At 70.1% G+C, this 22,201-nt stretch carries 28 protein-coding genes; 12 read left to right on the forward strand and 16 right to left on the reverse strand.

What is annotated here, in order from left to right; all coding sequences use genetic code 11:
* Positions 1-2: 2 nt before the first annotated feature.
* Entirely contained in the window at positions 3-1,310 is a 1,308-nt protein-coding gene (locus Hrr1229_RS12235; RefSeq protein WP_123112633.1) for a TrkA C-terminal domain-containing protein, read from the reverse strand.
* 185 nt (positions 1,311-1,495) lie between these two features.
* Here Hrr1229_RS12235 and Hrr1229_RS12240 point away from each other — a divergent pair, with 185 nt between their 5' ends.
* A complete protein-coding gene (locus tag Hrr1229_RS12240; RefSeq protein WP_123112632.1) occupies positions 1,496-2,695 on the forward strand; it encodes an NAD-binding protein in 1,200 nt (399 codons plus the stop codon).
* Between the two features lie 134 nt (positions 2,696-2,829).
* On the opposite strand, the gene Hrr1229_RS12245 is transcribed toward Hrr1229_RS12240, so the two are convergent.
* From Hrr1229_RS12245 to sdhC, 6 genes are all read right to left on the reverse strand, one after another.
* The gene (locus tag Hrr1229_RS12245; protein WP_123112631.1) at positions 2,830-3,465 is read right to left on the reverse strand and encodes a uracil-DNA glycosylase family protein; all 636 of its coding nucleotides are present in this window, start codon (positions 3,463-3,465) and stop codon (positions 2,830-2,832) included.
* Positions 3,466-3,549: 84 nt separating this feature from the next.
* On the reverse strand, positions 3,550-3,768 hold the full coding sequence (locus tag Hrr1229_RS12250; RefSeq protein ID WP_123112630.1) for a helix-turn-helix domain-containing protein: 219 nt from the start codon (positions 3,766-3,768) through the stop codon (positions 3,550-3,552).
* Positions 3,769-4,019: 251 nt separating this feature from the next.
* On the reverse strand, positions 4,020-5,849 hold the full coding sequence (locus Hrr1229_RS12255) for an FAD-binding protein (protein WP_123112629.1): 1,830 nt from the start codon (positions 5,847-5,849) through the stop codon (positions 4,020-4,022).
* A 52-nt stretch (positions 5,850-5,901) separates the two neighbouring features.
* Positions 5,902-6,792 carry a succinate dehydrogenase/fumarate reductase iron-sulfur subunit gene (locus Hrr1229_RS12260; protein WP_123112628.1) on the reverse strand — a complete coding sequence of 297 codons (891 nt, stop codon included), beginning with the start codon at positions 6,790-6,792 and terminating at the stop codon, positions 5,902-5,904.
* A 7-nt stretch (positions 6,793-6,799) separates the two neighbouring features.
* Positions 6,800-7,171: a succinate dehydrogenase gene (locus Hrr1229_RS12265; RefSeq protein WP_123112627.1), complete on the reverse strand. Its 372-nt coding sequence runs from the start codon at positions 7,169-7,171 to the stop codon at positions 6,800-6,802.
* A gap of 1 nt (position 7,172) precedes the next feature.
* On the reverse strand, positions 7,173-7,598 hold the full coding sequence (gene sdhC, locus Hrr1229_RS12270; protein WP_123112626.1) for a succinate dehydrogenase, cytochrome b556 subunit: 426 nt from the start codon (positions 7,596-7,598) through the stop codon (positions 7,173-7,175).
* A gap of 152 nt (positions 7,599-7,750) precedes the next feature.
* Between sdhC and Hrr1229_RS12275 the strand changes: the two genes are divergently transcribed.
* The 5 genes from Hrr1229_RS12275 (at position 7,751) to Hrr1229_RS12295 (ending at position 11,399) form a co-directional block, all read left to right on the forward strand.
* The gene (locus Hrr1229_RS12275) at positions 7,751-7,945 is read left to right on the forward strand and encodes a cold-shock protein (protein ID WP_004046659.1); all 195 of its coding nucleotides are present in this window, start codon (positions 7,751-7,753) and stop codon (positions 7,943-7,945) included.
* 200 nt (positions 7,946-8,145) lie between these two features.
* Positions 8,146-8,988, forward strand: a complete 843-nt coding sequence (locus Hrr1229_RS12280; RefSeq protein ID WP_123112625.1) for a TetR/AcrR family transcriptional regulator — start codon at positions 8,146-8,148, stop codon at positions 8,986-8,988.
* A 54-nt stretch (positions 8,989-9,042) separates the two neighbouring features.
* Complete coding sequence (locus tag Hrr1229_RS12285; protein ID WP_123112624.1) at positions 9,043-10,419, forward strand: MFS transporter; 1,377 nt, start codon at positions 9,043-9,045, stop codon at positions 10,417-10,419.
* 77 nt (positions 10,420-10,496) lie between these two features.
* Positions 10,497-10,973 carry a 50S ribosomal protein L11 gene (locus Hrr1229_RS12290; RefSeq protein ID WP_123112623.1) on the forward strand — a complete coding sequence of 159 codons (477 nt, stop codon included), beginning with the start codon at positions 10,497-10,499 and terminating at the stop codon, positions 10,971-10,973.
* Between the two features lie 138 nt (positions 10,974-11,111).
* Positions 11,112-11,399 (forward strand): transcriptional regulator, encoded by a 288-nt coding sequence (locus tag Hrr1229_RS12295; RefSeq protein WP_123112622.1) that lies wholly within the window; start codon positions 11,112-11,114, stop codon positions 11,397-11,399.
* A gap of 54 nt (positions 11,400-11,453) precedes the next feature.
* Here the strand turns inward: Hrr1229_RS12295 and Hrr1229_RS12300 are convergent, their stop codons facing one another.
* Together Hrr1229_RS12300 and Hrr1229_RS12305 are read right to left on the reverse strand one after the other, a co-directional pair.
* Positions 11,454-11,915: a universal stress protein gene (locus Hrr1229_RS12300; RefSeq protein WP_123112621.1), complete on the reverse strand. Its 462-nt coding sequence runs from the start codon at positions 11,913-11,915 to the stop codon at positions 11,454-11,456.
* An 81-nt stretch (positions 11,916-11,996) separates the two neighbouring features.
* Positions 11,997-13,892: an ATP-binding protein gene (locus tag Hrr1229_RS12305; protein ID WP_123112620.1), complete on the reverse strand. Its 1,896-nt coding sequence runs from the start codon at positions 13,890-13,892 to the stop codon at positions 11,997-11,999.
* Positions 13,893-14,027: 135 nt separating this feature from the next.
* On the opposite strand from Hrr1229_RS12305, the gene Hrr1229_RS12310 reads away from it, so the two are divergent.
* The 3 genes from Hrr1229_RS12310 (at position 14,028) to Hrr1229_RS12320 (ending at position 16,660) form a co-directional block, all read left to right on the forward strand.
* Entirely contained in the window at positions 14,028-14,363 is a 336-nt protein-coding gene (locus tag Hrr1229_RS12310) for a hypothetical protein (RefSeq protein WP_123112619.1), read from the forward strand.
* 129 nt (positions 14,364-14,492) lie between these two features.
* Entirely contained in the window at positions 14,493-15,200 is a 708-nt protein-coding gene (locus Hrr1229_RS12315) for a DUF2270 domain-containing protein (protein WP_123112618.1), read from the forward strand.
* 77 nt (positions 15,201-15,277) lie between these two features.
* Positions 15,278-16,660 carry a M28 family peptidase gene (locus tag Hrr1229_RS12320; protein WP_123112617.1) on the forward strand — a complete coding sequence of 461 codons (1,383 nt, stop codon included), beginning with the start codon at positions 15,278-15,280 and terminating at the stop codon, positions 16,658-16,660.
* A gap of 43 nt (positions 16,661-16,703) precedes the next feature.
* On the opposite strand, the gene Hrr1229_RS12325 is transcribed toward Hrr1229_RS12320, so the two are convergent.
* From Hrr1229_RS12325 to eif1A, 3 genes are all read right to left on the reverse strand, one after another.
* Entirely contained in the window at positions 16,704-16,895 is a 192-nt protein-coding gene (locus tag Hrr1229_RS12325; protein WP_123112616.1) for a hypothetical protein, read from the reverse strand.
* Between the two features lie 77 nt (positions 16,896-16,972).
* Complete coding sequence (locus tag Hrr1229_RS12330; RefSeq protein ID WP_123112615.1) at positions 16,973-17,704, reverse strand: helix-turn-helix domain-containing protein; 732 nt, start codon at positions 17,702-17,704, stop codon at positions 16,973-16,975.
* Positions 17,705-17,810: 106 nt separating this feature from the next.
* Positions 17,811-18,095 carry a translation initiation factor eIF-1A gene (eif1A, locus tag Hrr1229_RS12335; RefSeq protein ID WP_123112614.1) on the reverse strand — a complete coding sequence of 95 codons (285 nt, stop codon included), beginning with the start codon at positions 18,093-18,095 and terminating at the stop codon, positions 17,811-17,813.
* Positions 18,096-18,279: 184 nt separating this feature from the next.
* Here eif1A and Hrr1229_RS18215 point away from each other — a divergent pair, with 184 nt between their 5' ends.
* The 3 genes from Hrr1229_RS18215 (at position 18,280) to Hrr1229_RS12345 (ending at position 20,576) form a co-directional block, all read left to right on the forward strand.
* The gene (locus Hrr1229_RS18215) at positions 18,280-18,414 is read left to right on the forward strand and encodes a hypothetical protein (RefSeq protein ID WP_255212498.1); all 135 of its coding nucleotides are present in this window, start codon (positions 18,280-18,282) and stop codon (positions 18,412-18,414) included.
* A 117-nt stretch (positions 18,415-18,531) separates the two neighbouring features.
* Positions 18,532-19,218, forward strand: coding sequence for a carbonic anhydrase (locus Hrr1229_RS12340; RefSeq protein ID WP_123112613.1), 687 nt, complete (start codon positions 18,532-18,534; stop codon positions 19,216-19,218).
* 83 nt (positions 19,219-19,301) lie between these two features.
* Positions 19,302-20,576 (forward strand): PQQ-binding-like beta-propeller repeat protein, encoded by a 1,275-nt coding sequence (locus tag Hrr1229_RS12345; RefSeq protein WP_123112612.1) that lies wholly within the window; start codon positions 19,302-19,304, stop codon positions 20,574-20,576.
* Between the two features lie 169 nt (positions 20,577-20,745).
* Here the strand turns inward: Hrr1229_RS12345 and ndk are convergent, their stop codons facing one another.
* Genes ndk through rpl7ae form a run of 4 tightly spaced genes read right to left on the reverse strand, consistent with a single transcriptional unit; the run spans position 20,746 to position 22,011 of the window.
* Entirely contained in the window at positions 20,746-21,225 is a 480-nt protein-coding gene (ndk, locus tag Hrr1229_RS12350; protein WP_123112611.1) for a nucleoside-diphosphate kinase, read from the reverse strand.
* Entirely contained in the window at positions 21,226-21,414 is a 189-nt protein-coding gene (locus Hrr1229_RS12355; protein ID WP_050024967.1) for a 50S ribosomal protein L24e, read from the reverse strand.
* Positions 21,415-21,417: 3 nt separating this feature from the next.
* Entirely contained in the window at positions 21,418-21,642 is a 225-nt protein-coding gene (locus tag Hrr1229_RS12360; protein ID WP_004046478.1) for a 30S ribosomal protein S28e, read from the reverse strand.
* Positions 21,643-21,648: 6 nt separating this feature from the next.
* Positions 21,649-22,011, reverse strand: coding sequence for a 50S ribosomal protein L7Ae (gene rpl7ae / locus Hrr1229_RS12365; protein WP_123112610.1), 363 nt, complete (start codon positions 22,009-22,011; stop codon positions 21,649-21,651).
* Positions 22,012-22,201: the final 190 nt, after the last annotated feature.

Consider the following 22,201-nt stretch of genomic DNA (forward strand, 5'->3'; position numbering starts at 1 on the left):
GGTCATCGCGCGGCCTCCGTGAACCGGTCGAGCGCGTCGCGTCCCCCGACGACGAACAGCTCGTCTCCGGCGGACAGGAGCTGCGACCCGCTCGGGGCGATCGTCCACTCGTCGTGGCGCGCCGCGAGGACGGCGACGTCGTACGTCTCGCGGACGCTCACCTCGCCGATGGTGTGGCCGTCGAGGGGGCCGCCGGGGACGACCGACACCTTGCGGAACCGCTTCCCGGCGCGGCGAAGCAGCGTCGTCAGCTCGTACTCCCGGCGCGTGCCGCGGGAGAGGACGAGGACGCGCCCCCGCCCGGCGCCCAGGAGCGCCGTCGCCTCCGACCGGTCGACGGCGACAGTCACCCGCCCTTCCCCGCCGGTCGTCGTGGGCGCGCTCGACGCCGGCGGGGTCGGCGGAGCGTCCGCGGACGCCTCACCGCCGTCGGTCCTGGCGTCGCCGTCCCCGCGCGGCTCGGCGTCGTTCCGTTCGGTCCCGGGGAGGTCGCCTTCAGGCTGTGCGCCACCGTCCGTCGGCTTCGCGGCACCCGGCTCCGGCTTCCCGCTCGTCCGGGCGGCCAGCACGGTCCCGTCCACGCTGAGACCTGACGCGAGCACGCGCACGACGTCGCCGCGGGCGACCCCGGTCGGAACGAGCGCCGGCACCGACACCGCGCGCTTCCCCTGGGGGACCCGCTTCGACAGCGCGCCGGTCGGCGGCGCCGCGGCCACCGTGGCGTTGGCGCGCTCGTCGATCCGCACGGCGACGTCCGCCAGGTCGAGCTCGGTCCGGAGCCGCTCCGCGAACCGGTCCTCCAGCTCGACGAGCGGGAGGTCGGCCGGGAACGTCCACTCGCCGTCGACGATCGCGCGGCGGGTCTCGGCCGGCAGCGGCGGGTACCCCTCCATGTCGTTCACCTCGCCGGCGACGTCGACGGTGACGCGACCCCGCCCGCCGACCAGCTCGACGACGTCGGTCGAGAGCGTCCGGTCGCGGAGCTGCTTGAGCGAGAGCCGCTTCGGGACGGTGGCACCGAGCTTGTCGCCCTGAGCGTGCGCGTACAGCGAGATCATCAGGATGACTACGATGGCCGTGAGGATCGCCGGCGCGCGCTCCGAGGACCGGATCGTCTGGTCGTTCAGCGCGAGCAGGCCGCCGTTGATCCCCGCGATCGCGAGCGCGAGGACGACGACCCCGAGTCCGGGAATCGTCACGCCGGTGACGTATTTAAATACGAAGCCGAGGACCCCGGAGACCAACGCGGGGAGGATCCCGGTGATGATCCCGAGGTAGATCCCGAAGACGATCTCGACGGGCAGTGACATACGCCTCACACTCGGCGGCGCGGTTAAACCGCTGTCGGCGCGGGGGTCGCGTCGGTGCGGGTCGCGTCGGCGCGGATCGCGTCGGTGTCGCCGTCGAAGCTTCGTCGAATTCGTCGAATTCGTCGAATCCGTCGCCGCCGCTCCGCCCTCGCGGGGTTTAAGTCGGCCCTCGCTGACGGGTCGATATGGAGCTGACCCGCGAATGGGTGACCGTGCGGGCGTCGATCGCCCTGACGTTCGCGGTCGCGGTCCTGTCGATCCTCGCCGGCCTCGCCCAGATCGGCGGGCTCGGCGTCGACGGACCGCTCGCGTCCTCCGTCCCCGCGGTCGTGCGGCAGACGGTCGGCTTCACGGGGACGATCACCGGCTTCGCGATGCTCGGGAGCGGCTTCGCGCTGCGGACCGGCTACCGGATCGGCTGGTACTCCACCGCGATCCTGCTGCCGCTGACCGCGATACAAGGCCTGATGCAGGCGTCGGTGCTGTCGTTCCCGCTGGTGGCGCTGTCGGTCCTCTCGATGCCCGCGCTCGCCTACAACCGCGGACGGTTCGACCGGGACTTCTCCCCGTCGCCGACCCAACTCGCGGCGGGCACCGCGCTCGTGACCGCCATCTCGTACGGCACGGTCGGGACGTACGCGCTCCGCGACCAGTTCAACGGGGTAGAGACGATCGTCGACGCCTTCTACTTCACCGTCGTCACCGCCTCCACGGTCGGCTACGGGGACGTGACCCCGCAGGCCGGCGCATCGGCCGACATCGCTCAGCTGTTCGTGCTCTCCTCGCTCGTGATGAACGTTGCCGCCTTCGCGGTGGCGCTCGGGGTCCTCCTCACGCCCGCCATCGAGGCGCAGCTCTCCAAGGCGCTCGGGAAAATGACTGACAGACAGATCGACCTCCTCGACGACCACGTCCTCGTGCTCGGCTACGGGGACCTGACGGAACCGATACTCGAAGAGCTCGCCGCCCGCGACGGCGTCGAGTACGCGGTCGTGACGCCCGACGAGACGGCCGCCCGGCGGCTCGCCGACCGCGACGTCCCGGTGTACACCGCGGACCCCAGCGACGTCGAGCCGCTCGAACGGGTGAACCTCGCCGGCGCCCGCGCGGTCGTCGCCGCGACCGAGGACGACGCGCGCGACGCGCTCGCCATCCTCACCGCCCGCCAGCTCAACCCGGACGTGCGGATCGTCGCGGCGGTGACGCAGCGGGAGAACATCGACAAGCTCCGGCGGGCCGGCGCCGACCAGGTGATCTCGCCCGCGACGCTCGGCGGACACATCATCGTCGACTGCGCGTTCGGCGCGGACAGCGGCGACGCGACGACGGACCTCCTCGGCGACGTGATCGACGACGTGGAAGACGTCGACGACACGAGCGACTGACCGTCCGAGCGACTGACCGTCCGAGCGACTGACCGCCCGACCGCCCGAGAGACCGAATCGAGTACCCCTCGCTTCGGCGGCGTCTCGGACCCCGTCGCCGTCGCAGCATCACCGGTCCCGTCGCCGCCGCTGCGTCACCGACTCTGCCGGCCCTTCGTCTGTCGGTAGTCCCGGCTCAACACGTTCTCCCGCATGTGCTCGCGGAAGGCGTCGGCCTCTGCGTCGGTCATCTCGGTGGGCTCTTTCATCGGGACCAGCTCGAACCCGCGCCCGCGGATCGTCGTCGCGTGTTCGGCGTCGACGTCGAAGGAGTCGGGCCGCCGCGTCGTGTACTCCACCGCGAGCTCGCGGAGGGGACGTTCCCCGACGGGGACGATAATCTGCGGGTTGATCATCCGGATCTCCGCGTTGAGGAACGGCTCGCAGGTGTCGACCTCGCGGTCGGTCGGCTCGCGGTCCGGGTGTCGACAGCGCGTCAGGCTCGTGAAGAAGACGTTCTGGACGTCCGGCTCCGCCGCGTCGGGCGGGGACCGGACGAACCCGAGGTCGGCGAAGATCGACTGGACCCGCTCGCCCCCGTCCGCCCCGGTGAAGGGCACGCCGTTCGCCTCGGCGGCCGCCGTCGGCCGGGTCCCGACGACGAGGAACTCGGCGCCCACGTCGCCGTAGCCGTGGACGACGCGCTCTCGCTCGCCGCACAGCTCGGGACAGTTCTCGCACGCCGTGTCCATCCCGAACGGGTTCCGGAACTCCTGTTGGTTCGCGTCCACGGGCCTACTGGGATCCGCGAGCCCCTAAACGCTCCGCTGGCGGGGAGCAGGTCAGGCGCCGAGAACGACCTCGCTAGCGGGGAGTCAATTCAGCACGTAGGTGTCGCCGTCGCAGTCGACCATCCCCTCGCGCTTGAGGGTCTTCAGGATGCTGTACAGCGAGAGCTTCTTCATCCCGAGCGACTCGCCCATCTCCGAGACGGTGGCGTCGCCGTTCGTCGTCAGGTACAGGTACACGAGCTTCGCGCGCGGCGACTGCAGCTCCGGCGGCAGGGCCGGCGCCGCGGTGCGTGTCTCTATCATCTTATTCGAAGCCAAGACTTCGACGATGATAAATCCCCCATTCAACGATCGTCGAAATACTCCAGAACGGCCCGGAACCGGCATCTCTCGCGCCAACAGCGTCGAACCGGAACGGCAGAACTCCGCGACTGAACGGAGGCGACGGCAGAACGGCGGGACCTTTCGACCGATGACGGATAGGAAACCGTGAACGATCCGGAACGATCCTGACGGAGCGGTCGCGTCGGGGCGAGGCGGTCGCCCCCGGCGCCTCAGTACGAGCGGCTCTTCGGCTCGTACGTCTTGTTCTCGCCCTCGAGGATCGTCGGCTTATACCAGAGCTCTGGCTCGCCGTCGTTCCACGAGACGAGCGTGTGTTTGAGCCACTCGTCGTCCTTCCGTTCTTGGTGTTCCTTCCGCCAGTGGGCGCCGCGGAACTCCTTGCGCGCGAGCGCGCCCATCGTGAGCGCCTCGGCGATGTCGAGGATGTTCCGCGTCTCCATCGTGTGGATCAGGTCGGTGTTGAACGTCCGGGACGGGTCGGAGACGGCGACGTCCTTGTACGCCTCGCGCGCCTCCCGGAGGTCGCCGAGCGTCTCCTCGAGCCGGCCCTCCTCGCGGAACACGTTGACGTTGTCTGTCATCGTCTCTTGGACCTGTGACCGGATCTCCGCGTGGTTGCGCCCCTTTCGCGCGAGGAGCTCGTCGACGCGGTCCTTGGCGCGGTCGACCTCCGCTTCGAGCACGCTCTCGCCGTCCGTCGCCACCGCGCCGCCGTCGGCCGCGGCCGGGTCCCGCCCGCCCGTGTCGCCGACCTCGACCTCGAACTCGTAGTCCGCGGCCTCCCACTCGCCGTCCTTGCCGGTCGTGATCTCGGCCTCGCCCATGTCCTCACCGGCCGCGTGGCGACCGGCGCGCTTGCCGAAGACGATGAGCTCGGGGAGGGCGTTGCCGCCGAGGCGGTTCGCGCCGTGGACCGACGCGCAGGCGCACTCGCCGGCGGCGTACAGTCCGCCGATGACGGTCTCGCCGAACTCGTTCGTCTCGATGCCGCCCATCGCGTAGTGCTGGCCCGGCTTGACCGGCATCGGCTCCGTGAGCCCGTCGGCGCCCTCGAAGTCCTCCGCGAGGTGGAGGATGTTCTCCAGCCGGTCGAGGATGCGCTCCTCGCCTAAATGCCGCATGTCGAGGTGGACGTACTCGTCCTCGATGCCGCGTCCCTCGTTGACCTCCGTCAGCTCGGCGCGGGAGACGACGTCGCGGGAGGCGAGCTCGCCGTCGTTGTTGGCGTAGCCGTGTTCGAACATGAAGCGCTCGCCCTCGCTGTTGTAGAGGATGCCCCCCTCACCGCGGACGCCCTCGGAGATCAGGACGCCCGTCGACGGCAGCGTCGTCGGGTGGAACTGGATGAACTCCATGTCCTCCATCGGGACGCCAGCGCGGTACGCCATCGCGACGCCGTCGCCGGTGTTCGCGACCGCGTTCGTGGTGTGGTCGAACACCTGCCCCATCCCGCCGGTCGCGAGGATGACGCCGTTGTCGGCGCGGAAGCCGCTGACCTCGCCGCTCTGGATGTCGTAGGCGACGACGCCGTGGCAGGTGCGGTCGGCCGGGTCCTCCTCGTCGGTGACGGCCAGGTCCATCACGTGCCACTCGTCGTACACCGTGACGCCGCGTTTGACCACCTGCTCGTACATCGTGTGGAGCATCTGGTGACCGGTCTCGGCGCCGGCGTACGTCGTCCGGGGGAAGGAGAGCCCGCCGAACGGCCGCTGGGAGACGCGGCCGTCCTCCTCGCGGGAGAACGGCATTCCCCAGTGTTCGAGCTGGATGACCTCCTCCGGGCTCTCCTGACAGAGGGCCTCGACCGCCGGCGCGTCGCCGAGGTAGTCCGACCCCTTCATGGTGTCGTACGCGTGGTCCTGCCAGGAGTCGGCGTCGCGCAGCGCCGCGTTGATGCCGCCCTCGGCCGCGCCCGTGTGCGAGCGGACCGGGTGCAGTTTCGAGACGATGGCCACGTCGGCCCCGGCTTCCTGTGCCGCGATCGCCGCCCGGAGTCCGGCCCCCCCGGCGCCGACAACGATGACGTCGTGTTCGTGCATTGTGATATGGTGTTTCGTTGGTTCCGAATGCCCTTGAGCGTGTCTCCCGCCGTTACCAGAACTTCAGGTTGTTCTTCACCGCTTCGCGCTTCAGCTCCTGGATGTGCTCGGTGAGCGGGATGTCCTTCGGGCACACCTCGGTACAGGAGAACTGGGTCTGACACCGCCAGACGCCGTGCTCCTGCTCGATGATTTCCAGCCGCTTCTGCTTGATGTCCTCGCCCTCGCGCTCGTCCATGGCGAACCGGTACGCCTTGTTGATCGCGGCGGGCCCGAGGTACTCGTTGTCGCCGGCGGCGATGTTACACGAGGACATGCACGCGCCACACCAGATGCAGCGCGTCGACATCTTCACCTTCTCGCGGTTCTCCCGCGTCTGGCGCTGTTCCTCCAGCTCCCCGTCGGGGTACTCGTTCGTCTGGAAGTACGGCTCGACGGCCTCCATCTGGTCGTAGAAGTGCTCCATGTCGACGACGAGGTCCTTCTGAACCTCGGCGTGCGGGAGCGGTTCGACGCGGATCGGCTCTTCGAGGTCGACAATCTGGGTCTTACACGCCAGCTTCTGGCCGCCGTTGACGAACATGGCGTCAGAGCCGCACACCGCCTGCCGGCAGGAGTGGCGGAACGTGAGCGAGGAGTCGTAGTTGTCCCGCGAGTACATCAGCGCGTCGAGGACGGTCATCCCCTTGGTGAACGGGACGTGGAACGTGTCGAACCGGGGCTCCTGTTTCCCCTCCACTTCGGGGTCGTACCGGAACACCTTCAGCTCGATCGTGTCCTCGTCGGCCGCGGCCTTCTCGGCCTCCTCCTCCTGTCGCCGCGCGCGCTCCTCCGCGGCCCGCCGACGCTTCTCGGCCCGGCGTTCGTCGCCCTTGGAGGCGACGTCGGCCTCGGTCTCGGTCTCGGTCGATTCCTCGGTCTGCTTGGGTATCTGTGTGCTCATGGTCGGTTCAGTAGAGTCCGATGCCCGCCCACGCGTTCGCGGTGCGCACGCCCTGCACGATCAGGACTGTGCTCGCGGCGACGAGGGTCCACTTGATAACGGTGCGTTTGGTGCCGGTCAGTCCCTGATTGACGAGGGCGTTGTACACGCCGTTGACCCCGTGGAACGTCGCGGTCACGAGGAAGAGGATCATCAGCGAGTAGTAGCTCAGCGACTCCATCCGCCCCGAGCTGGCGAGGAACGAGACCTCGTCCGCGTGGTGGACGAAGTGGAGCAGGAAGAAGTGGAACGCCAGCACGACCAGCAGGAACGCCGCCGTGATCCGCTGGAGCAGCCACATCCGGCCGCCCGACTCGAACGAGGAGTAGCGCTCCGCCATCTCAGAACGCCCCCGCGATGAACGTCGGCACCGACGCGACGGTGATCGCGCCGGTCAGGATGAGCGACGCGTAGAAGCTCTTGTCCTGTGCGTCCAGGCCGACGCCGAGGTCGACGAGGAGGAGCCGGGCGCCGTTGAGCATGTGGAAGACGGCCACCGCGAGCAGGCCGACCTCGAGGAGCCGCACCAGAAGCAGGCTCTCGAGGCTGACGATCGTCTGGGTGTACACGTCCTCTCCCGCCATGATCGCGGCTTCACCCGCGCCCGCCGCCGGGATCCCGGTGCTCAACACGGCGATGTGGGTGAACAGGTAGCCGATGAGCACCCACCCCGTGAACTTATGGAAGATCCAGGCCCACATCCCCGCCTCGAACTCCCGCCACCGACTGAAGTCCTCGATGAGGCCTCGATTGTACGACTGACTCATACCTACCGCTTTCCACCGGGGTCGTATAGTAGTTACTAACACGGCGGGATCCACCCCGACGCTCCCCCGTCGCGTTCGGGTGTGATCCGCCTTGCCACGCCGGACTCGCTCGCGGAAGCCTTTTATGTATTCCCCCCGCTCTTACGGACGCAATGGCGAAAGGCGAAGTTGACTTCTTCAACGACACTGGCGGCTACGGATTTATCGAGACTGACGACGCGGACGAGGACGTGTTCTTCCACATGGAGGACGTCGGCGGCCCGGACCTGGAAGAGGGTCAGGAAGTCGAGTTCGACATCGAGGAGGCGGACAAGGGTCCGCGCGCGACGAACGTCACCCGTCTGTAACAGTCGACGACGTTCCACGGTTGTATCGGCTTTTCGACTGTTCTACGCCCGTGAGCGACGGCTGTCTTCCCGGTCCGTGATCGGTCCCCCGATCCGGCTCGCGGAGGCCCCCGAGACGCGGATCGGCGCGGCCGATCGAACCGGCCGTTCGAACCCCGACCGATAGGGATTTATCAGTTGCTGACTGACCGGTCAGTCAGATGAGCGACCAGCCGAGCGCGGCCGACGAGATCATGGACGGGGTCTACCGCGCGCTCCGCGCACACGGCTACGCCGACGTGACGATGCAGGACATCGCCGACGAGTGCTCGAAGAGCAAGTCGCTGCTCCACTACCACTACGACACGAAAGAGGACCTGCTCGTCGCGTTCCTCGACTACGTCATCACCGACTCAGAGGCCCGGATCCGCGCCCACGCCGACGACCCGCCGGCCGAGCGGCTCGCGGGGTTCGTCGGCTGGTTCGTCTTCGAGGCCGACGCTGCCGACCGCGAGGCGTTCCACATCGCCCTCCTCGAGCTCCGCACGCAGGGTCCGTTCAACGACCGCATCCGCGAGCAGCTGGTCAGGAGCGACCGACTCCTCCGCGGGACCGTCGCCGACATCCTCGAATCGGGGATCGAGGAGGGAACGTTCCGCGAGGTCGACGTCGAGGAGACGGCGGCGCTGATCGTCGCCACCCTCGACGGCGCGCGGACCCGACAGATCACCCTCACCGACGGGGCGGAGGGAACCGACGGGACAGCGGACCTCGACGAGTCAGGGGGGACGGACACCGGCACGGACGCGACCGGCGAGGACGACGTGGAAGACGCGGCCGGCGAGGACGACGTGGAAGACGCGGCCGGCGAGGACGACAGAACCGACGGAGCGACCGGCGAAGACGGCGCGACCGCTCGCGGCCTTCCCGAGCCGACGTACACCCGTCGGGTCGCCGAGGCGACGCTCCAGCGTATCGTCGAGCCGCTGCTTGCCGAGGGCGTGGAACTGCCGTCGCTGACGAGCGACATCGACGTACTGACCCGCGACGGCGAGCCGGAATGACCGAACGCCTGACGAGGCGCGGAACGGCGTCGGCCTCTCGTCGGGGGCCCTGACATGGGGTGGTTCGGCTTCGACCGCCCGCCGGCCGTGCTGCTCGCGGTGATCGCCAGCACCTTCTTCGTCGGCTTCGGGGGCGGGGTCGTCTTCCCGATCCTGCCGAACCTCGGCGCGGTCCTCGGGATCTCGGCGTTCATGGTCGGCGTCATCCTCTCGGCGAACCGCTGGGTGCGGCTCGTCGCGAACGCGCCGGCCGGCGCCCTCGTCGACAAGTACGGGACCCGCAAGCCGTTCGTGCTCGGGCTCTTAGTCGAGGGGATCGCGACGCTCGGCTACGTCGTGGCGCTCGCGATGCCGCCGGCCGAGTCGCTCCGGCCCCTCGCGGCGTCGCTCCCGCGGTTCGCGGTCGGCTCCCTCGCCGTCGGACCCGACTGGTGGTTCGCGCCGATCTCGGTCGCCGTCGCGCCGGAGACGTGGTTCCTCCTCGCGCGGGTGGTCTGGGGGCTCGGCTCCGCGGCGGTGTTCGCGACCGCGTACACCATCGCCGCCGACCTCTCCGACAGCGGGTCGCGCGGGACGAACATGGGCGTCGTCCGCGGCGGCATCACGCTGGGGTTCCCGGCCGGGCTGGTGCTCGGCGGGATCGTCTCCTCGGTGGCCGGCAACGCCGCCGCCTTCGTCGTCGCCGCCGCGTTCGCGCTCACCGCCAGCGTGGTCGCCTACCGGTACGTCCCCGAGACGCACGTCACGGGCGACCGCTCGGGCGACTCGATCAAGCCGTGGGACGTCGACACCGCCGTCCCCGCCCTCACGGTCGGACTGGTCAACTTCGGGCTGCTGTTCGCGTACATCGGCGCGCTGTTCTCCACGCTCGTGCTGTTTCTCGGCGAGAACGACATCTCGCTGTTTGGGCTCGCCCCGCAGGGGACCTCCGGGCTGTTCATGGCCGGCACCGTCCTCTCCGCCGCCTTCTTCATGCTCATCGGCGGGCGGATCTCGGACACCCGTGACTCGCGTACCCCGATCCTATTGACGTTCCTCGTCGTCTCGTTCGTCGGGTTCCTGCTGCTCGCCCGGTCGGGGTCGGTCGTCGACCTCGCGCTCGCCTGCGTCTTCATCGGCGCCGGGCAGGGCGGCACGAGCGGTCCGATGATGGCGCTGCTCGCCGACCTGACCCCCGACGAGCGCATGGGGCGGGCCTCCGGGACGAACAACGTGTTCGGCGACATCGGCGGCGGGCTCGGCCCGATGGTGTCGTTACCGCTGATCGAGGCGGTCGGCTTCGCGCCCGTCTACGCCGCCTGCGCGGTCCTGCCGCTCGCGGCGGGCGTCGCGCTGCTCCTCGGCGTCCGGCGAGAGACCGGGACGTTCCTGCCGGGGCGGGCCGCCGACGACGCCGGCGGCGCGGGCGACGCGACCGGCGCCGAGCCGTAGGTCGGCCGTGTGCGAACCGCTGGCTCCCCCTACCCGAAAGAACAACCGTTAAAAGTCGTCACCGGGTTCGTACGGATATGGCTGGAACTATCGAAGCGCTCGTCCCCGGCGGGCAGGCCACCCCCGGCCCGCCGCTCGGTCCGGAGCTCGGGCCGACGCCGGTGGACGTTCAGGACGTCGTGGGGCAGATCAACGATGAGACCGCCGCGTTCGACGGGATGGAAGTCCCCGTCACGGTGGAGTACGACGACGACGGCTCGTTCACCATCGAGGTCGGCGTCCCGCCGACGGCCGAACTGATCAAAGACGAGGCCGGGTTCGAAACGGGCTCCGGCGAGCCCCAGACGGACTTCGTCGCGGACATGTCGATCGAACAGGTGAAGAAGGTCGCCGAGCAGAAGTCGACCGACCTGCTCTCGTACGACGTGAAAAACGCCGCCAAGGAGGTCGGCGGCACCTGCGCCTCCCTCGGCGTCACCATCGAGGGCGAGGACGCTCGGACGTTCGACGACCGCGTCGACGCCGGCGACTACGACGACGTCCTCGACGCCTGATTCGGTTCTCGCGGCCTTTTGCGGCGGCGTTTTCGCGACGGCACCGTGTCACTGCCCTCGTAGCGGCGCGCCCGTCCCCGCCGGCCCCCGCGCGGCCCGACCCGTCGCTTTTTATCCGCGACGTGCCGAATCGCGTCCATGCCTGATCTCCACCCGATCGCGAAGCGGATCCACAACGTCCAGCCGCGACCCGTCCGGCTCACCCTCGACGACGGCGAGACCGGCGTCTTCGAGTTCTCCTCCACAGAGTTCTTCCAGCGCGAGTTCCGCGGCGAGGGCGTCCGCACCGACGCCGACCGCGACGCCGAGTTCCGGCTGATCACCGACGACGACTACGAGTCGGTGCTGCTGGGCCGGTCGGGACCGGACGCGGAGGGCTGGACCGTCGTCGGCGAGATCGTCGAGGCCGAGCGCGCCGCGGAGTGACGGCGACGCGCTCGGCCGCGTAGTCGGGCGACCGCACCGAGCTCTCGTCACCCGCTACCGCACGACCGTCACCGGCACCTCGGCGCGGCGGACGACCCCCTCGGCGACGCTCCCGAGCAGGATCCGCGAGAGTCCGGTCCGGCCGCGGCTCGCGAGCACGACGTGGTCGAACGGCTCCGCGGTCCCCTCCGCCCCGTCATCGTCGCCGACCGCGGCGTCGCCGCCGGCGACCGTGAGGATCGTCGCGGTCGGCCGGCCGACCTCCAGTCTGGTGTCGACGTCGCGGTCGACCGCCCTCGCGGTCTCGCGGAGGATCCGCTCGCCGCGCCCCTTCGCGCTGTCGTACCACTGGTCGACGGCGCCGGGGAAGCCCCCCTCCGCCCCGGTCGTCGAGTCGGCCGGGTTGATCACGTGCAGCGCCGTTATCTCGGCGTCGGGCCACTCCTCGGCCGCGAAGCGGAGCGCCTCGGTCGATTCCTCCGAGCCGTCGACCGCCACCAGGATCCGTTTGGTCATACGCGGCGCTTCACCCGCTCGGTTTAAAAAGGGCGATGGCGGCTCCGGCCGCGCGGAAACGCGTCCGCTCGCCCGGTCGGCTCAGTCGCCGTGGCGGGTCACGCACTTCGAGAGCCCGATCAGCTCCACCGGCTCCGAGTTGTCCGGCGAGTACACCACCATCTGTCCCTTCTCCATGTACGGGACCTTGCCCGCGAGGTTCGAGGGGATGTTCACGCTGGAGATGGCGTCCTCGTCGCCGAGGTTGAGGACGATCTTCGTGTTCACCTGTTTAAAAACCGACTCCGCGACGTCCTGTGGGTCCTGCGTGATCAAGAAGAGGCCGAGCCGCTCCTTCCGGCCCTGCTTCGCGGCCTCCGTGAACTTCTGGACGACCTTCCGCGCCTGCACGTTGTCGGCGTCAGCGAGGAAGTTGTGCGCCTCGTCCATGCCGATGAGCAGCGGCGTCTCCTCGATCCGGTCGCTGTCGGGGTCGTTCGAGAGCTTGTCGTCGACGAGGAGGCCCGCGACCGCGAGCACGACGATCTCCTTCTGCCGGGAGGTCGGGAGGTGGTACGTCGGCACCACGGAGAGCCCGCCGGGCCGGACGAGGGTGTGGTCGAGCTCCGTGATCGGTTTCGCGTCCTGGTCGAACACGCCGCCGGGGACCGCGCGCACCCGCCGCTTCACGGCGTCGAACGTCGCCTCGTGGACCCGGCCGCTCTCGTCGAGCTCCGCTTTGAGCGCCGGGTCGTCGAGGTACGAGAGGAACTGGCTGTAGGTGCCCGAGTCGCCGTAGTCGCCGAAGAACCGGTTGAGCAGGGTCAGCAGGGCGGGGTACTGGTTGTCGTTGAGCCCGGAGCCGGCGACGAGCCACGGCATGTCGTTCGCCAGCGAGAACGGGATGGTGAACTCGACGCGCTCGGCGCGGTGCCCCTCGCCGGGGTACGTCGCGTTCGCCGCCCGGGGCACCAGCGCGACCGTGTCGTCGTGGCCGCCGTGCGCGATCCCCTCGCGGTCAAGCCGCCGCGCGAAGTCGGCATCGAGGTCCGGGTTATCGTCGTGCATCTGCGCGTACTCGTCCTGCGGGTCGAACTGGACGACCGCCATGCGCGACTCCCGGCCGTCGCCGGTCGGGTAGGTGCGGTCCGAGTCGAGGTACTGCCGGAGGACGTTCTTGGAGGCGTGCGTCTTCCCCGACCCGGTCCCGCCGGCGACGAGGGTGTGCCGGAACGCGAGCGGGTCGCCGTCGGCGTAGTCGTCCTTCACCCGGTAGTCGACGGTGGGCGGCTCCGCCGCCGTCCGCACCTTCTCGCCGCCGACCGAGAGATGGCCGAGGAAGACGCCGTCCTCGGGGATCTTCAGTCCGGTCTTGATCTCGGCGTCGTCGGAGGCCTCCTCGACGACCGCCCCCGGCTTCGGCACCCGGTCGGTCATCCGCCGTTTCATGTCGTCGCCGGCGCCGTAGACGACGGACATCGGCTCCAGCTCGGCCATGAACTTGTAGTCGCGCTCGGCGAAGTCGTCCCGGCGCATCTGGCGGCGGGCGTGGATCTCGGTGGCGTCGTCCGAGCGGAACTCCTGGGCGTACTCCAGCCCCGTGATCCGACAGAACAGCCGCTCGCCGTCCGGGTACGGGACGAGGAGGTACTTCCCGAGCCGGACCGACTCGCGGTTCCCCGTCGTGACGAACGCCCGCAGCGTCGTCTCCTCTGCCTCCTCCGCCACGCGGAGTCCCTGCGAGACGGAGACGACCCCGAGCCCCGCGTCCTCGCCGGCCGGCTCCACGTCGTACGCGGCGAACGCGTCGTCGTCCGCCTCGTCACCCGTGGCCCCCGCGGACGCCGCGCGACCGCCGTCGCCGGTCGCCGCGCCTCCCGAAGCCGCTCCCTCCGCTCCGGGCGCGTCGTCGGTGTCGCGGTCGGCGGGCGAGCCGGCGGCGTCGCCCCCGCCGTCGCCATCGTCGTCGGTGAACTCGGTGAAGTCCTCCAGCGTCATGAGCGAATCAGCGGCCGCCACGCCGAAAGCGTTTCCCCCTCCGCGTCGCCTCGGGGCGTCGCGGGTGCCGCCGCCGTCTCGGGCGTCTCGCGCCCGTCGCGGGCCCCTTTTCCGCGTCGGGCCCCTACCGTCGGTATGATACTGGTTCGCGGCAGCGGCGGGGGGACCGACCTCACCGGGACGGTGTTCGAGCGCGGCGAGGACCCGCCGACGTACAAGGGCGCGCCCGACGAGGACGCCCCCTACGTCTGGGTGTGCGACTCCTTCTATCAGGTCGAGAGCGGCGGCTCGGCGCTCACCGTCGGCGGCGAGGAGATCCGCGTCGCCTTCGAGGAGCCGATGCCCCGCGGGTTCGACACCAAGTCGGCGGCGCTCGACGCGGCCGAGGAGCACGTCCGCACGCAGTTCGCCCGGATCGGGGTCGACCCCGACGACGTCGAGGTCGAGGTGACGAAGGCGGACCCGGCCTGAGCCGTCGACGGGGCGTCCGTCGCCTCCGAGCCGGCCCCGCCACGCGGCGGTCCCGCTACGCGCCGGTCACGCCACGCACCGGCCCCGCCACCCGCCGGGGTTTACCCGTTCGGGCACGGTACGGGGGGTATGTCGGAACCGCCGGAGGACTTCGATTCCGGATCCCGGGAGGAGCGCGAGGTCGCCGCCGAGGCGGCGGGGGACCGCTCCGACCTGCTCTCGCTCATGGGCCACACCTACCGCGGCGAGCTCGGACGGATGAGTTCGTGGCGGACCCGCATCGACCGGACGACCAACTGGGCGGTCGTGCTGACGGCGTCGCTGCTCACGTGGACCTTCTCCAGCGAGTCGCGCCCCCACTACGTGCTGCTCATCGGACTCGTGATGCTCAGCGTCTTCCTCGGCATCGAGACGCGCCGCTACCGCATGTTCGACGTCTGGCGGTCCCGGGTGCGACTCTTAGAAGAGAACGTGTTCGCGAACGCGCTCGACCCGGAGGGCGTCAAGCAGTCGAACTGGCGGACGCTCCTCAGCGAGGACCTCCGTGAGCCGACGATCAAGACGCCCACCGTCGAGGCGATGTCACGGCGTCTCCGTCGGCTGTACGCCCCGCTCCTCACCGTTCTCATCGCCGCGTGGCTCGTTCGGCTCACGGTGTTCACGTCGTCCGAGAACGGCGTCGTCGCGACCGCGGCGGTCGGCGCGATCCCGGGCGCGCTCGTGATCGCGGTCGTCGGGTGCTTCTACCTCGCCGTGCTGGCGCTGACGATGCGCCGGCCACCGAGGCGGGCGAAGGGCGAACTCGGGTCCACGGACGACGCCGAGGAGTGGAAGTGAGCCGGTCGCGACCGCGGGCCGCGGCCCGCGGTTCCGCGTCCCGCAACCCCTTTTCGCCCGCGGTCCAATCGGGTCCTATGACAGCGCTACCGGACCGCGTCGTCGGCGACGCGCGCACGAGCGACTTCGGCTGGGACCTCCTCACGGACCTGACCGACATCGGGAACCGGATGGCGGGGTCCGTCGGCGAGCGGCGCGGGGCGGAGCGAGTCGTCGCGGCCTTCGACGAGGTCGGCCTCCGGAACGCCGGCCTCGACGAGTTCGAGATCCCCGGCTGGTGGCGCGGGGACTCCGCGATCGATCTCGCCGGGCCGGTCGAGCGCCGACACGAGGGCTCTCACGAGGTCATCGCGCTCCCCGGGACGCCCTCGGGCGATGTGAGCGCCCCGCTCGTCGACGTCGGCGACGGGACCGACGAGGCGTTCGAGGCGGCGAGCGACGAGCTCGACGGCGCGATCGCGATGGCCTCCTCGCGGACGCCGGACGCCCACGACCGCTGGATCCACCGCATGGAGAAATACGTCACCGCCGCCGAGCACGGTGCGGTCGGCTTCGTCTTCCGGAACCACATCGAGGGCGCGCTCCCGCCCACCGGCGAGATCGGGTACCACAACCGGCCGGGGCCGATCCCTGCGGTCGGCGTCTCGAAGGAGGTTGGCGAGCGGCTGGTGCGGCTCGCCGGAGGCGACGGCGAGGGCGACGACCCGGTCGAGCTCTCGATCGAGGTCGACTGCCGGAACGAGCCGACGACCTCGGTCAACGCGGTCGCCGAGGTGGGGCCCGACACCGACGAGGCGGTGTTCCTCACCGCGCACGTCGACGCCCACGACGTGAGCGACGGCGCGAACGACAACGGCGCCGGGTCGGCGATCGTCGCCGAGGTCGGTCGGCTCCTCGCTACCGTCGAGGACGACCTCGACACCCGCGTCCGCCTCGTCACGTTCGGCGCGGAGGAGATCGGTCTGTGGGGCGCGTACCACGCCGCCGAGACGACGCCGCGCGACGAGATCGCCTGCGTGATCAACCTCGACGGCGCCTGTAACTCCCGGGACCTCAGGGTCGGGACCAACGGCTTCGACGGGATGGGCGCGGTCTTCGAGGCGGTCGCCGAGGCGTTCGACGCCCCGCTCGCGACCGGCGAGACGATCTCCCCGCACGGCGATCAGTGGGCGTTCGTTCAGGAGGGGATCCCGGCGGTCATGGCGTCGACGAGCTCCGACCAGTCCGGTCGCGGCTGGGGGCACACCCACGCCGACACGCTCGACAAGCTCGATCCGCGCGATCTGCGCGAGGTGGCGACGCTGGTCGCGGCGGCGACCTACCGCTTCGCGACCGACGGCGGCGGCGCGGCCGGCGGCACGGAGGTCACGCATCGGTCGCGGTCGGCGATCCGCGAGTCGATCGCCGACGGCTACGTCACGGAGCTCAAGACCGGCGGTCGCTGGCCGTACGACGAGTGACGCTCGCGGCCGGCCGCGGACCGACCGCGGCCGCCTATTCCTCCTACTCCTCTTCGTCCGCGTCGCAGACGCCGAGCGGAAGCGTCTCCGGCGGCTCAACGTCGCCGTCGAGCCCCTCGTAGGCGTCGTCGATCAGGCGGGCGAGCTGGGTCTCGGGCGTCACGCCGCGGGCGGCCGCGAGCGCCGCGAGCCGCTCGTACTGCTCGGCCGGAACGGACACCGAACCCTCTGTCATACCTGTCGCTGGTCGCCGTAGCTACAAAAGCGTTGTTCGGGCATCACCACCGGCCGACTCGCTTGTCGCCCGCCGACTCACTCGCCCTCCGCCGCCTCGCGCTCGCGACGGTCCGGAGCGGCCTGCCCCTCGAACCGGTCGAAGAGAGCGTTCATCACCGTCGACTCCGCCCGCGAGAGGTGCTCCCACACCGTCGTCGAGCCGAGCCCGATCTCGTCGGCGACGTCCTCGACCCCGACGCCGCCGCCGTGGTCGTAGTAGCCGACCGCGATGGCCGTCGCGAGCACCTCTCGCTGTCTCGACGTGAGCCCGTCCAGGATGCCGGAGGCCGGCAACGCCGGCGGTCGCTCGATCGACGCCAGCTCGACGTTGCGCGCGAGTTCGACCTCGTTGCCCCCGCGCTCAAGCTCGCGGATCACCGCTGCGAGGTCGTCGTCGGCCTCGATATATACGGTCCAGCGCTCGATCCCGGCAGAGATGCTCGTCCCCGTCCGGTAGTGGATCCCCATCTCCGAGAGCCGCTCGCGGATCCCCTCCCAGCCCTCGCTGTCGATCACCACCGCGACGTACGCGTGGGTCCCGGTGACCGGCGAGATCGGATCCGCCTTCACGACGTCGTCGGCCGCGCGGAACTCCTCGACGAACGACTCTATCTCGGCCGTCGGCCCGCGCAGCTCCATGATCCGCTTCCGCTCGCTTCCCCGCCCGGTCATCGAGGAGACCGACCGAAACGTCACCTCCGGGTGACGTGCGCTCACCTCGGACTCCGGCCCTCCCCGATGGCGGATTCGGAGGGTCACTTCGCGCATGGTATATCTAGGTCATCGACGTTCAAACGGTTTCCGGGAGCGATCGCGTCGCCACTCGCCGGAACGGGAGCGTTGCAGAACGCGGTCACGGGTCGCTCAGAAGCGACTACTGGATGTGTCCTTCGCGCCGCAGCTGGTCCGCGTCGTCGTCGTCGTAGCGCCACTCGACGTTCGCCTTCTCGTCCTGCCAGTCCCACGGCTCGGCGAGCACGACGTCGCCCTCGCTGATCCATGTCCGGTACTTCATGCGGCCGGGGATCCGGCCCAGTCGCGTCTCGCCGTCGACGCAGCGCAGGCGGACGTGGTTCCCGCCGAGGTGCTCGGTCACCACGGCGAACACTTCGTCGTCCGAGGGCATTCGGAGGTTCCGACGCCCGGATTCTTCGCTCATACAGTCAGTAGTGCGTTCGTCGGTATAAGTGATGGGAGACGCGTGTGTGCGTTGCACGTGCCAATCGATAGCACGGAGCGGGGTCTCGTCCCCGGAGCCGGATCGGCCACGACCGCCGCGGGCGGCGTCCCGGCGCCGGGACGCGAGCGAAGCGTTCAAACCCCGCGGCGACGAGGCGCTTCGTATGCAAGACATGGAAAGCATCGTCCTCGACGAGAACGAGGAGGCGCTCGCCCCGGCCGTCGTGGTCGCGACGATCGCGCTGCTCGCCGTGTTCGTCTTCGGGTTTCTGATCCAGATCGTCGGACTGGTGATCTGACCACCCGGCCATGTTGGCGGACGCGCCGCACGCGTCGACCCTCCGGACGCGCGCCGACGGACACGAAACTCGCCGGGTCCGCCTCCGTTTTCGCCCCCGGGCGCCGAGCCTTCGGGTATGACCCGCGAACTCCTCGCCGACCTGCTCGACCGCAACGGGGAGCACGTCGGTTCCGCGGCCGCCGCCGACCTCGCCGCCCGGCGCGACGGGCAGCGCCCGCCCGTCGTCTCCGTCTGCTGTTCGGACTCGCGCGTGTCACAGGAGGGTATGTGGGCTGTCGACCGGCCGGGCTTCCTCTTCACCGCGGGCAACATCGGGAACCGCGTGAGCAGCGTCGTCGACGGCGAGCGCGTGCTCTCCGGGAGCGTCGCCTATCCGCTGGGCCACACCGACACGGACGTGCTCGCGGTCGTCGGTCACACCGGCTGCGGCGCGGTCGGTGCCGCGCTCGCCGCGGTCCGCGACGGCGCCGTCCCCGAGGAGCCGGGCGTCCGGGCGGACGTGGCGGAGCTCGCCCCGATCGTCGAGGCTGGGCTCGCGGCGATCGACGAGGACGACGGCACCGCCGCGAGCCTCCGCAACCGGCTCGTCGAGTACAACGTCCACGAGCAGGTCGCGATCGCCCGCGGGACCGAGACCGCGGCCGACGCCGACGTGTACGGATTCGTCTACGACTTCCACGGCGCCTACGGCGACCGCGACGGCGCCGTCTACCTCGTGAACGCGAACGGCGATCGCGACCCGGAGGCGCTCCGGGAGCTCGTCGGCCCGGACCGCGTCGACAGCGTCGCCAGCCTGCTGTAGCCCGCTCTCGTTCGCCGTCGTCCCGAGGTGCCGCCCCACCGCATCCGACAGTCGTATGACCGCGACGCCCGAAGGGACGGCTAATGGACCGTCGCGTTCTGTTCGCGAGCCTGATCCTCCTCGCCGGCGGTGCGACCGGCGTCGGGGTCGCCCTCTTCGCGTTCGTCGGTATCGACGAGGGCGCGGTCGACGCCGAGATCGTGTGGGAGACCGACCCCGTCGAGGGCGACGACGGCAGCGGCGCGGTCGTCGCCACGATGGACGGTGACCCGGTCGTCGTCCAGTCGACGACTGCCGACGGCGAGCGCGTCGTCCGCGCGACCGCGGTCGGCGGTGACGTCGCGTGGCGGACACCGCTCTCCGCGATCGCCGCGGGCGACGCCGCCGGCGGCGACGGCGATACGGGATCCGGCGACGCCGGGGGAGCCGACGACCCGCCCGGGACCAGCCGCCTCGTCGCGGGGACGCTCGACGGCGAGTCGGTCGTCGCGTTCACGACGGCGCCCGGATCGCTCGTCGTCCTCGACGCGGCCGACGGCTCGACGCGGTTTACCGTCGACCTCGACGGACCGGGCGGGATCCGGCCGGCGATCGGCGACCTCGACGCCGACGGCGGCAGCGAGGTCGCCGCGGCCACGGCCGACGGCCGCGTCGTCGCCGTCGCCGACGGCGGTGACACCGTGTTCGAGACGTCTCTCGGCGAGCCCGTCGACCGACGGCCGCTGATCGTCGGCTCCGGAGGCGACGAGTCCGGCGATGCGGCGGCCGACGCCCGGGGAATCGCGGTCGCGACCGTCGGCGGCGAGGAGACGACGGTGCGCCTGCTCGACGCGAACGGCGACGCTCGCTGGACGGCGACACCGTCGGTCACACCGCTGAGCTGGAACGCGGCCGACACGCGGAGGGGCCCCGTCATCGCGCTCGGCGGAACGAACGGGAACCTGGAGGCGATCGAGGTCGCCGACGGCTCCAGCAGGTACGAGGTCGGACTTCAGGACCTCCCCGTCACCGTGGGCGAGGCCGACCGCGGTCGGATCCACGTCGGCGGCGTGCGCAGCGTGTGGGCGGTCGACCTCCTCGACGGAGAGGTCGTCTGGAAACAGCAGTACGGGGGCGACACCCGAGTGAACGCCCCGGGCGTCGGCACCGTCAGCGCGGACGCCGGCACCGGTCCGGTCGCGGTGAATCGAGAGGGCGACGTGCTCGCGTTGAACCCCAGCGGCGAGGCGATCGCCCGGGGCGACGTCGGCGCCGCCGTGGTGTACGCGGGCCCGCTGTTCGCCGACGTGACCGGCGACGGGACCGACGAGGTCCTCGTCGTCACCGAGGACGGTCGCATCGTGGCGCTCGACGACTGAGGGGGCCGTTTCGCGTCGCGTGCGCGGAGTTTATATACCTCTTTGACAGGAAAACCGCCCGACAACGCCCGTTCAGTGATGATCGTTCACCGGAAACGCGGTGTGTCAACGGTGCGGTCGCTCTCCGCTCTTCGCGGGCGGCAATAAACGGGAAAGAAGGCGCGCGCGGTCAGTGCTGCTCGTCCTCGTACACCCACGCGGCGGTGTCGAGGCCGTAGTCGACGAGCTCGTCCTCGTCGAAGAACAGGTCGATCTCGCGCTCGTTCGCGCCCTCGTCCTCGTGGTCCGACGCGTGGATCACGTTGTGGCCGAGGTCTAAGCCGAAGTCGCCCCGGATCGTGCCCGGGGCGGACTCGGCGGGGTCGGTCTCGCCGACCATCGCGCGGACCTGTCGGGTCGCGTCGGCTCCCTCCCACACCATCGCGAAGACGGGGCCGGAGGTGATGAAGTCGACGAGGCCGTCGAAGAACGGCTTCCCCTCGTGCTCGCCGTAGTGCTCGTGGGCGAGGTCCTCGTCGATCCGCATGAACTTCCCGCCGACGAGCTTCAGCCCGCGCTCCTCGAAGCGGGAGACGATCTCCCCGATGAGGCCGCGCTGGACGCCGTCGGGCTTCACCATCACGAAGGTGCGCTCGTCGTGGTGGCTCATCTACTCGCCACCCTGCTCGCGCCCTTCCTCGGTCCACTCGAGGTCGCGCGCCTCGCGGCCGAGGAAGTAGTTCTTCTCCGCCTTCGAGTCGACGAAGTGGAGGATCTGTCCGTTCTTCTTGACGTACATCGTGCCCGTGCCGGGCTCGATCTCCTCGCCGGTGTAGTCGCAGGTGCGTGTCTCGACCATTGGTTATCGCCCTCCGATGGAGTCGGCGTCGCGCTGGGTCTCCCGGAGCTGGAGCACGTCGCCCATGCGGACGGGGCCCAGGACGTTCCGGGTGATGATCCGGCCCTGGTTCGATCCCTCTTGGATGCGGCATTTGACCTGCATGGCCTCGCCGTGCATCCCGGTCTTGCCGACGACCTCGATCACCTCGGCGGTGGTCGAGTCGCCGGTGCCCTCTTCTGCGCTCATGGGTGGTTATCGGAGCTCCGCGACCTTCTCGCCGATGTCCTCGACGTCGTCGTCGGCGTCGCCGGCGTCGACGACGGCGGCGGCGGCCGAGCCGACTTCGAGGCCGGCGGCGTGGCCGACGTCGTCCTGCGTGTCGACGAAGACGACCGGGATTCCCTTCTCGTCGGCGAGCTCGGGGAGGTGCATGACGATCTCCTCGGGGGAGACGTCCTCCGCGACGATGACGAGGTCGGCGTTGCCGCGCTCGACGGCCTTGGTGGTCTCGTTGGTTCCTTTCTTCACGGTGCCTGTGTCTCGGGCGACCTCGAGCGCTTCGAGCGATCGCTCGGCGAGGTCGGCTGGGGTTTCGTAGTCTACGTAAACGGGCATATGTTGTTCACCTATCCTCCGTGCGGGCTCGCGTGTCCGTCCCGTGGTCGGTCCCTAACGGAACGGCACATCATCAACCCCACAGAGGCTGTGACCCGACGTAGTCCGGACGTCCATAAAAGCGCTTTCAATATGCCTCGCGTGTGCGAGCGGGAGTCACGGGTGGGAATCGGCCCCGTCGGACTCCGCG

The sequence above is a fragment of the Halorubrum sp. CBA1229 genome (assembly GCF_003721435.2).
GTDB lineage: Archaea > Halobacteriota > Halobacteria > Halobacteriales > Haloferacaceae > Halorubrum.

Coding starts and splice junctions, on each gene's coding strand:
- Hrr1229_RS12235 (WP_123112633.1), bottom strand. CDS start 1,310: ATGTCACTGCCCGTCGAGATCGTCTTCGGGATCTACCTCGGGATCATC.
- Hrr1229_RS12240 (WP_123112632.1), top strand. CDS start 1,496: ATGGAGCTGACCCGCGAATGGGTGACCGTGCGGGCGTCGATCGCCCTG.
- Hrr1229_RS12250 (WP_123112630.1), bottom strand. CDS start 3,768: ATGATAGAGACACGCACCGCGGCGCCGGCCCTGCCGCCGGAGCTGCAG.
- Hrr1229_RS12255 (WP_123112629.1), bottom strand. CDS start 5,849: ATGCACGAACACGACGTCATCGTTGTCGGCGCCGGGGGGGCCGGACTC.
- Hrr1229_RS12260 (WP_123112628.1), bottom strand. CDS start 6,792: ATGAGCACACAGATACCCAAGCAGACCGAGGAATCGACCGAGACCGAG.
- Hrr1229_RS12265 (WP_123112627.1), bottom strand. CDS start 7,171: ATGGCGGAGCGCTACTCCTCGTTCGAGTCGGGCGGCCGGATGTGGCTG.
- sdhC (WP_123112626.1), bottom strand. CDS start 7,598: ATGAGTCAGTCGTACAATCGAGGCCTCATCGAGGACTTCAGTCGGTGG.
- Hrr1229_RS12275 (WP_004046659.1), top strand. CDS start 7,751: ATGGCGAAAGGCGAAGTTGACTTCTTCAACGACACTGGCGGCTACGGA.
- Hrr1229_RS12280 (WP_123112625.1), top strand. CDS start 8,146: ATGAGCGACCAGCCGAGCGCGGCCGACGAGATCATGGACGGGGTCTAC.
- Hrr1229_RS12285 (WP_123112624.1), top strand. CDS start 9,043: ATGGGGTGGTTCGGCTTCGACCGCCCGCCGGCCGTGCTGCTCGCGGTG.
- Hrr1229_RS12290 (WP_123112623.1), top strand. CDS start 10,497: ATGGCTGGAACTATCGAAGCGCTCGTCCCCGGCGGGCAGGCCACCCCC.
- Hrr1229_RS12295 (WP_123112622.1), top strand. CDS start 11,112: ATGCCTGATCTCCACCCGATCGCGAAGCGGATCCACAACGTCCAGCCG.
- Hrr1229_RS12300 (WP_123112621.1), bottom strand. CDS start 11,915: ATGACCAAACGGATCCTGGTGGCGGTCGACGGCTCGGAGGAATCGACC.
- Hrr1229_RS12305 (WP_123112620.1), bottom strand. CDS start 13,892: ATGACGCTGGAGGACTTCACCGAGTTCACCGACGACGATGGCGACGGC.
- Hrr1229_RS12310 (WP_123112619.1), top strand. CDS start 14,028: ATGATACTGGTTCGCGGCAGCGGCGGGGGGACCGACCTCACCGGGACG.
- Hrr1229_RS12315 (WP_123112618.1), top strand. CDS start 14,493: ATGTCGGAACCGCCGGAGGACTTCGATTCCGGATCCCGGGAGGAGCGC.
- Hrr1229_RS12320 (WP_123112617.1), top strand. CDS start 15,278: ATGACAGCGCTACCGGACCGCGTCGTCGGCGACGCGCGCACGAGCGAC.
- Hrr1229_RS12325 (WP_123112616.1), bottom strand. CDS start 16,895: ATGACAGAGGGTTCGGTGTCCGTTCCGGCCGAGCAGTACGAGCGGCTC.
- Hrr1229_RS12330 (WP_123112615.1), bottom strand. CDS start 17,704: ATGCGCGAAGTGACCCTCCGAATCCGCCATCGGGGAGGGCCGGAGTCC.
- eif1A (WP_123112614.1), bottom strand. CDS start 18,095: ATGAGCGAAGAATCCGGGCGTCGGAACCTCCGAATGCCCTCGGACGAC.
- Hrr1229_RS18215 (WP_255212498.1), top strand. CDS start 18,280: ATGCAAGACATGGAAAGCATCGTCCTCGACGAGAACGAGGAGGCGCTC.
- Hrr1229_RS12340 (WP_123112613.1), top strand. CDS start 18,532: ATGACCCGCGAACTCCTCGCCGACCTGCTCGACCGCAACGGGGAGCAC.
- Hrr1229_RS12345 (WP_123112612.1), top strand. CDS start 19,302: ATGGACCGTCGCGTTCTGTTCGCGAGCCTGATCCTCCTCGCCGGCGGT.
- ndk (WP_123112611.1), bottom strand. CDS start 21,225: ATGAGCCACCACGACGAGCGCACCTTCGTGATGGTGAAGCCCGACGGC.
- Hrr1229_RS12355 (WP_050024967.1), bottom strand. CDS start 21,414: ATGGTCGAGACACGCACCTGCGACTACACCGGCGAGGAGATCGAGCCC.
- Hrr1229_RS12360 (WP_004046478.1), bottom strand. CDS start 21,642: ATGAGCGCAGAAGAGGGCACCGGCGACTCGACCACCGCCGAGGTGATC.
- rpl7ae (WP_123112610.1), bottom strand. CDS start 22,011: ATGCCCGTTTACGTAGACTACGAAACCCCAGCCGACCTCGCCGAGCGA.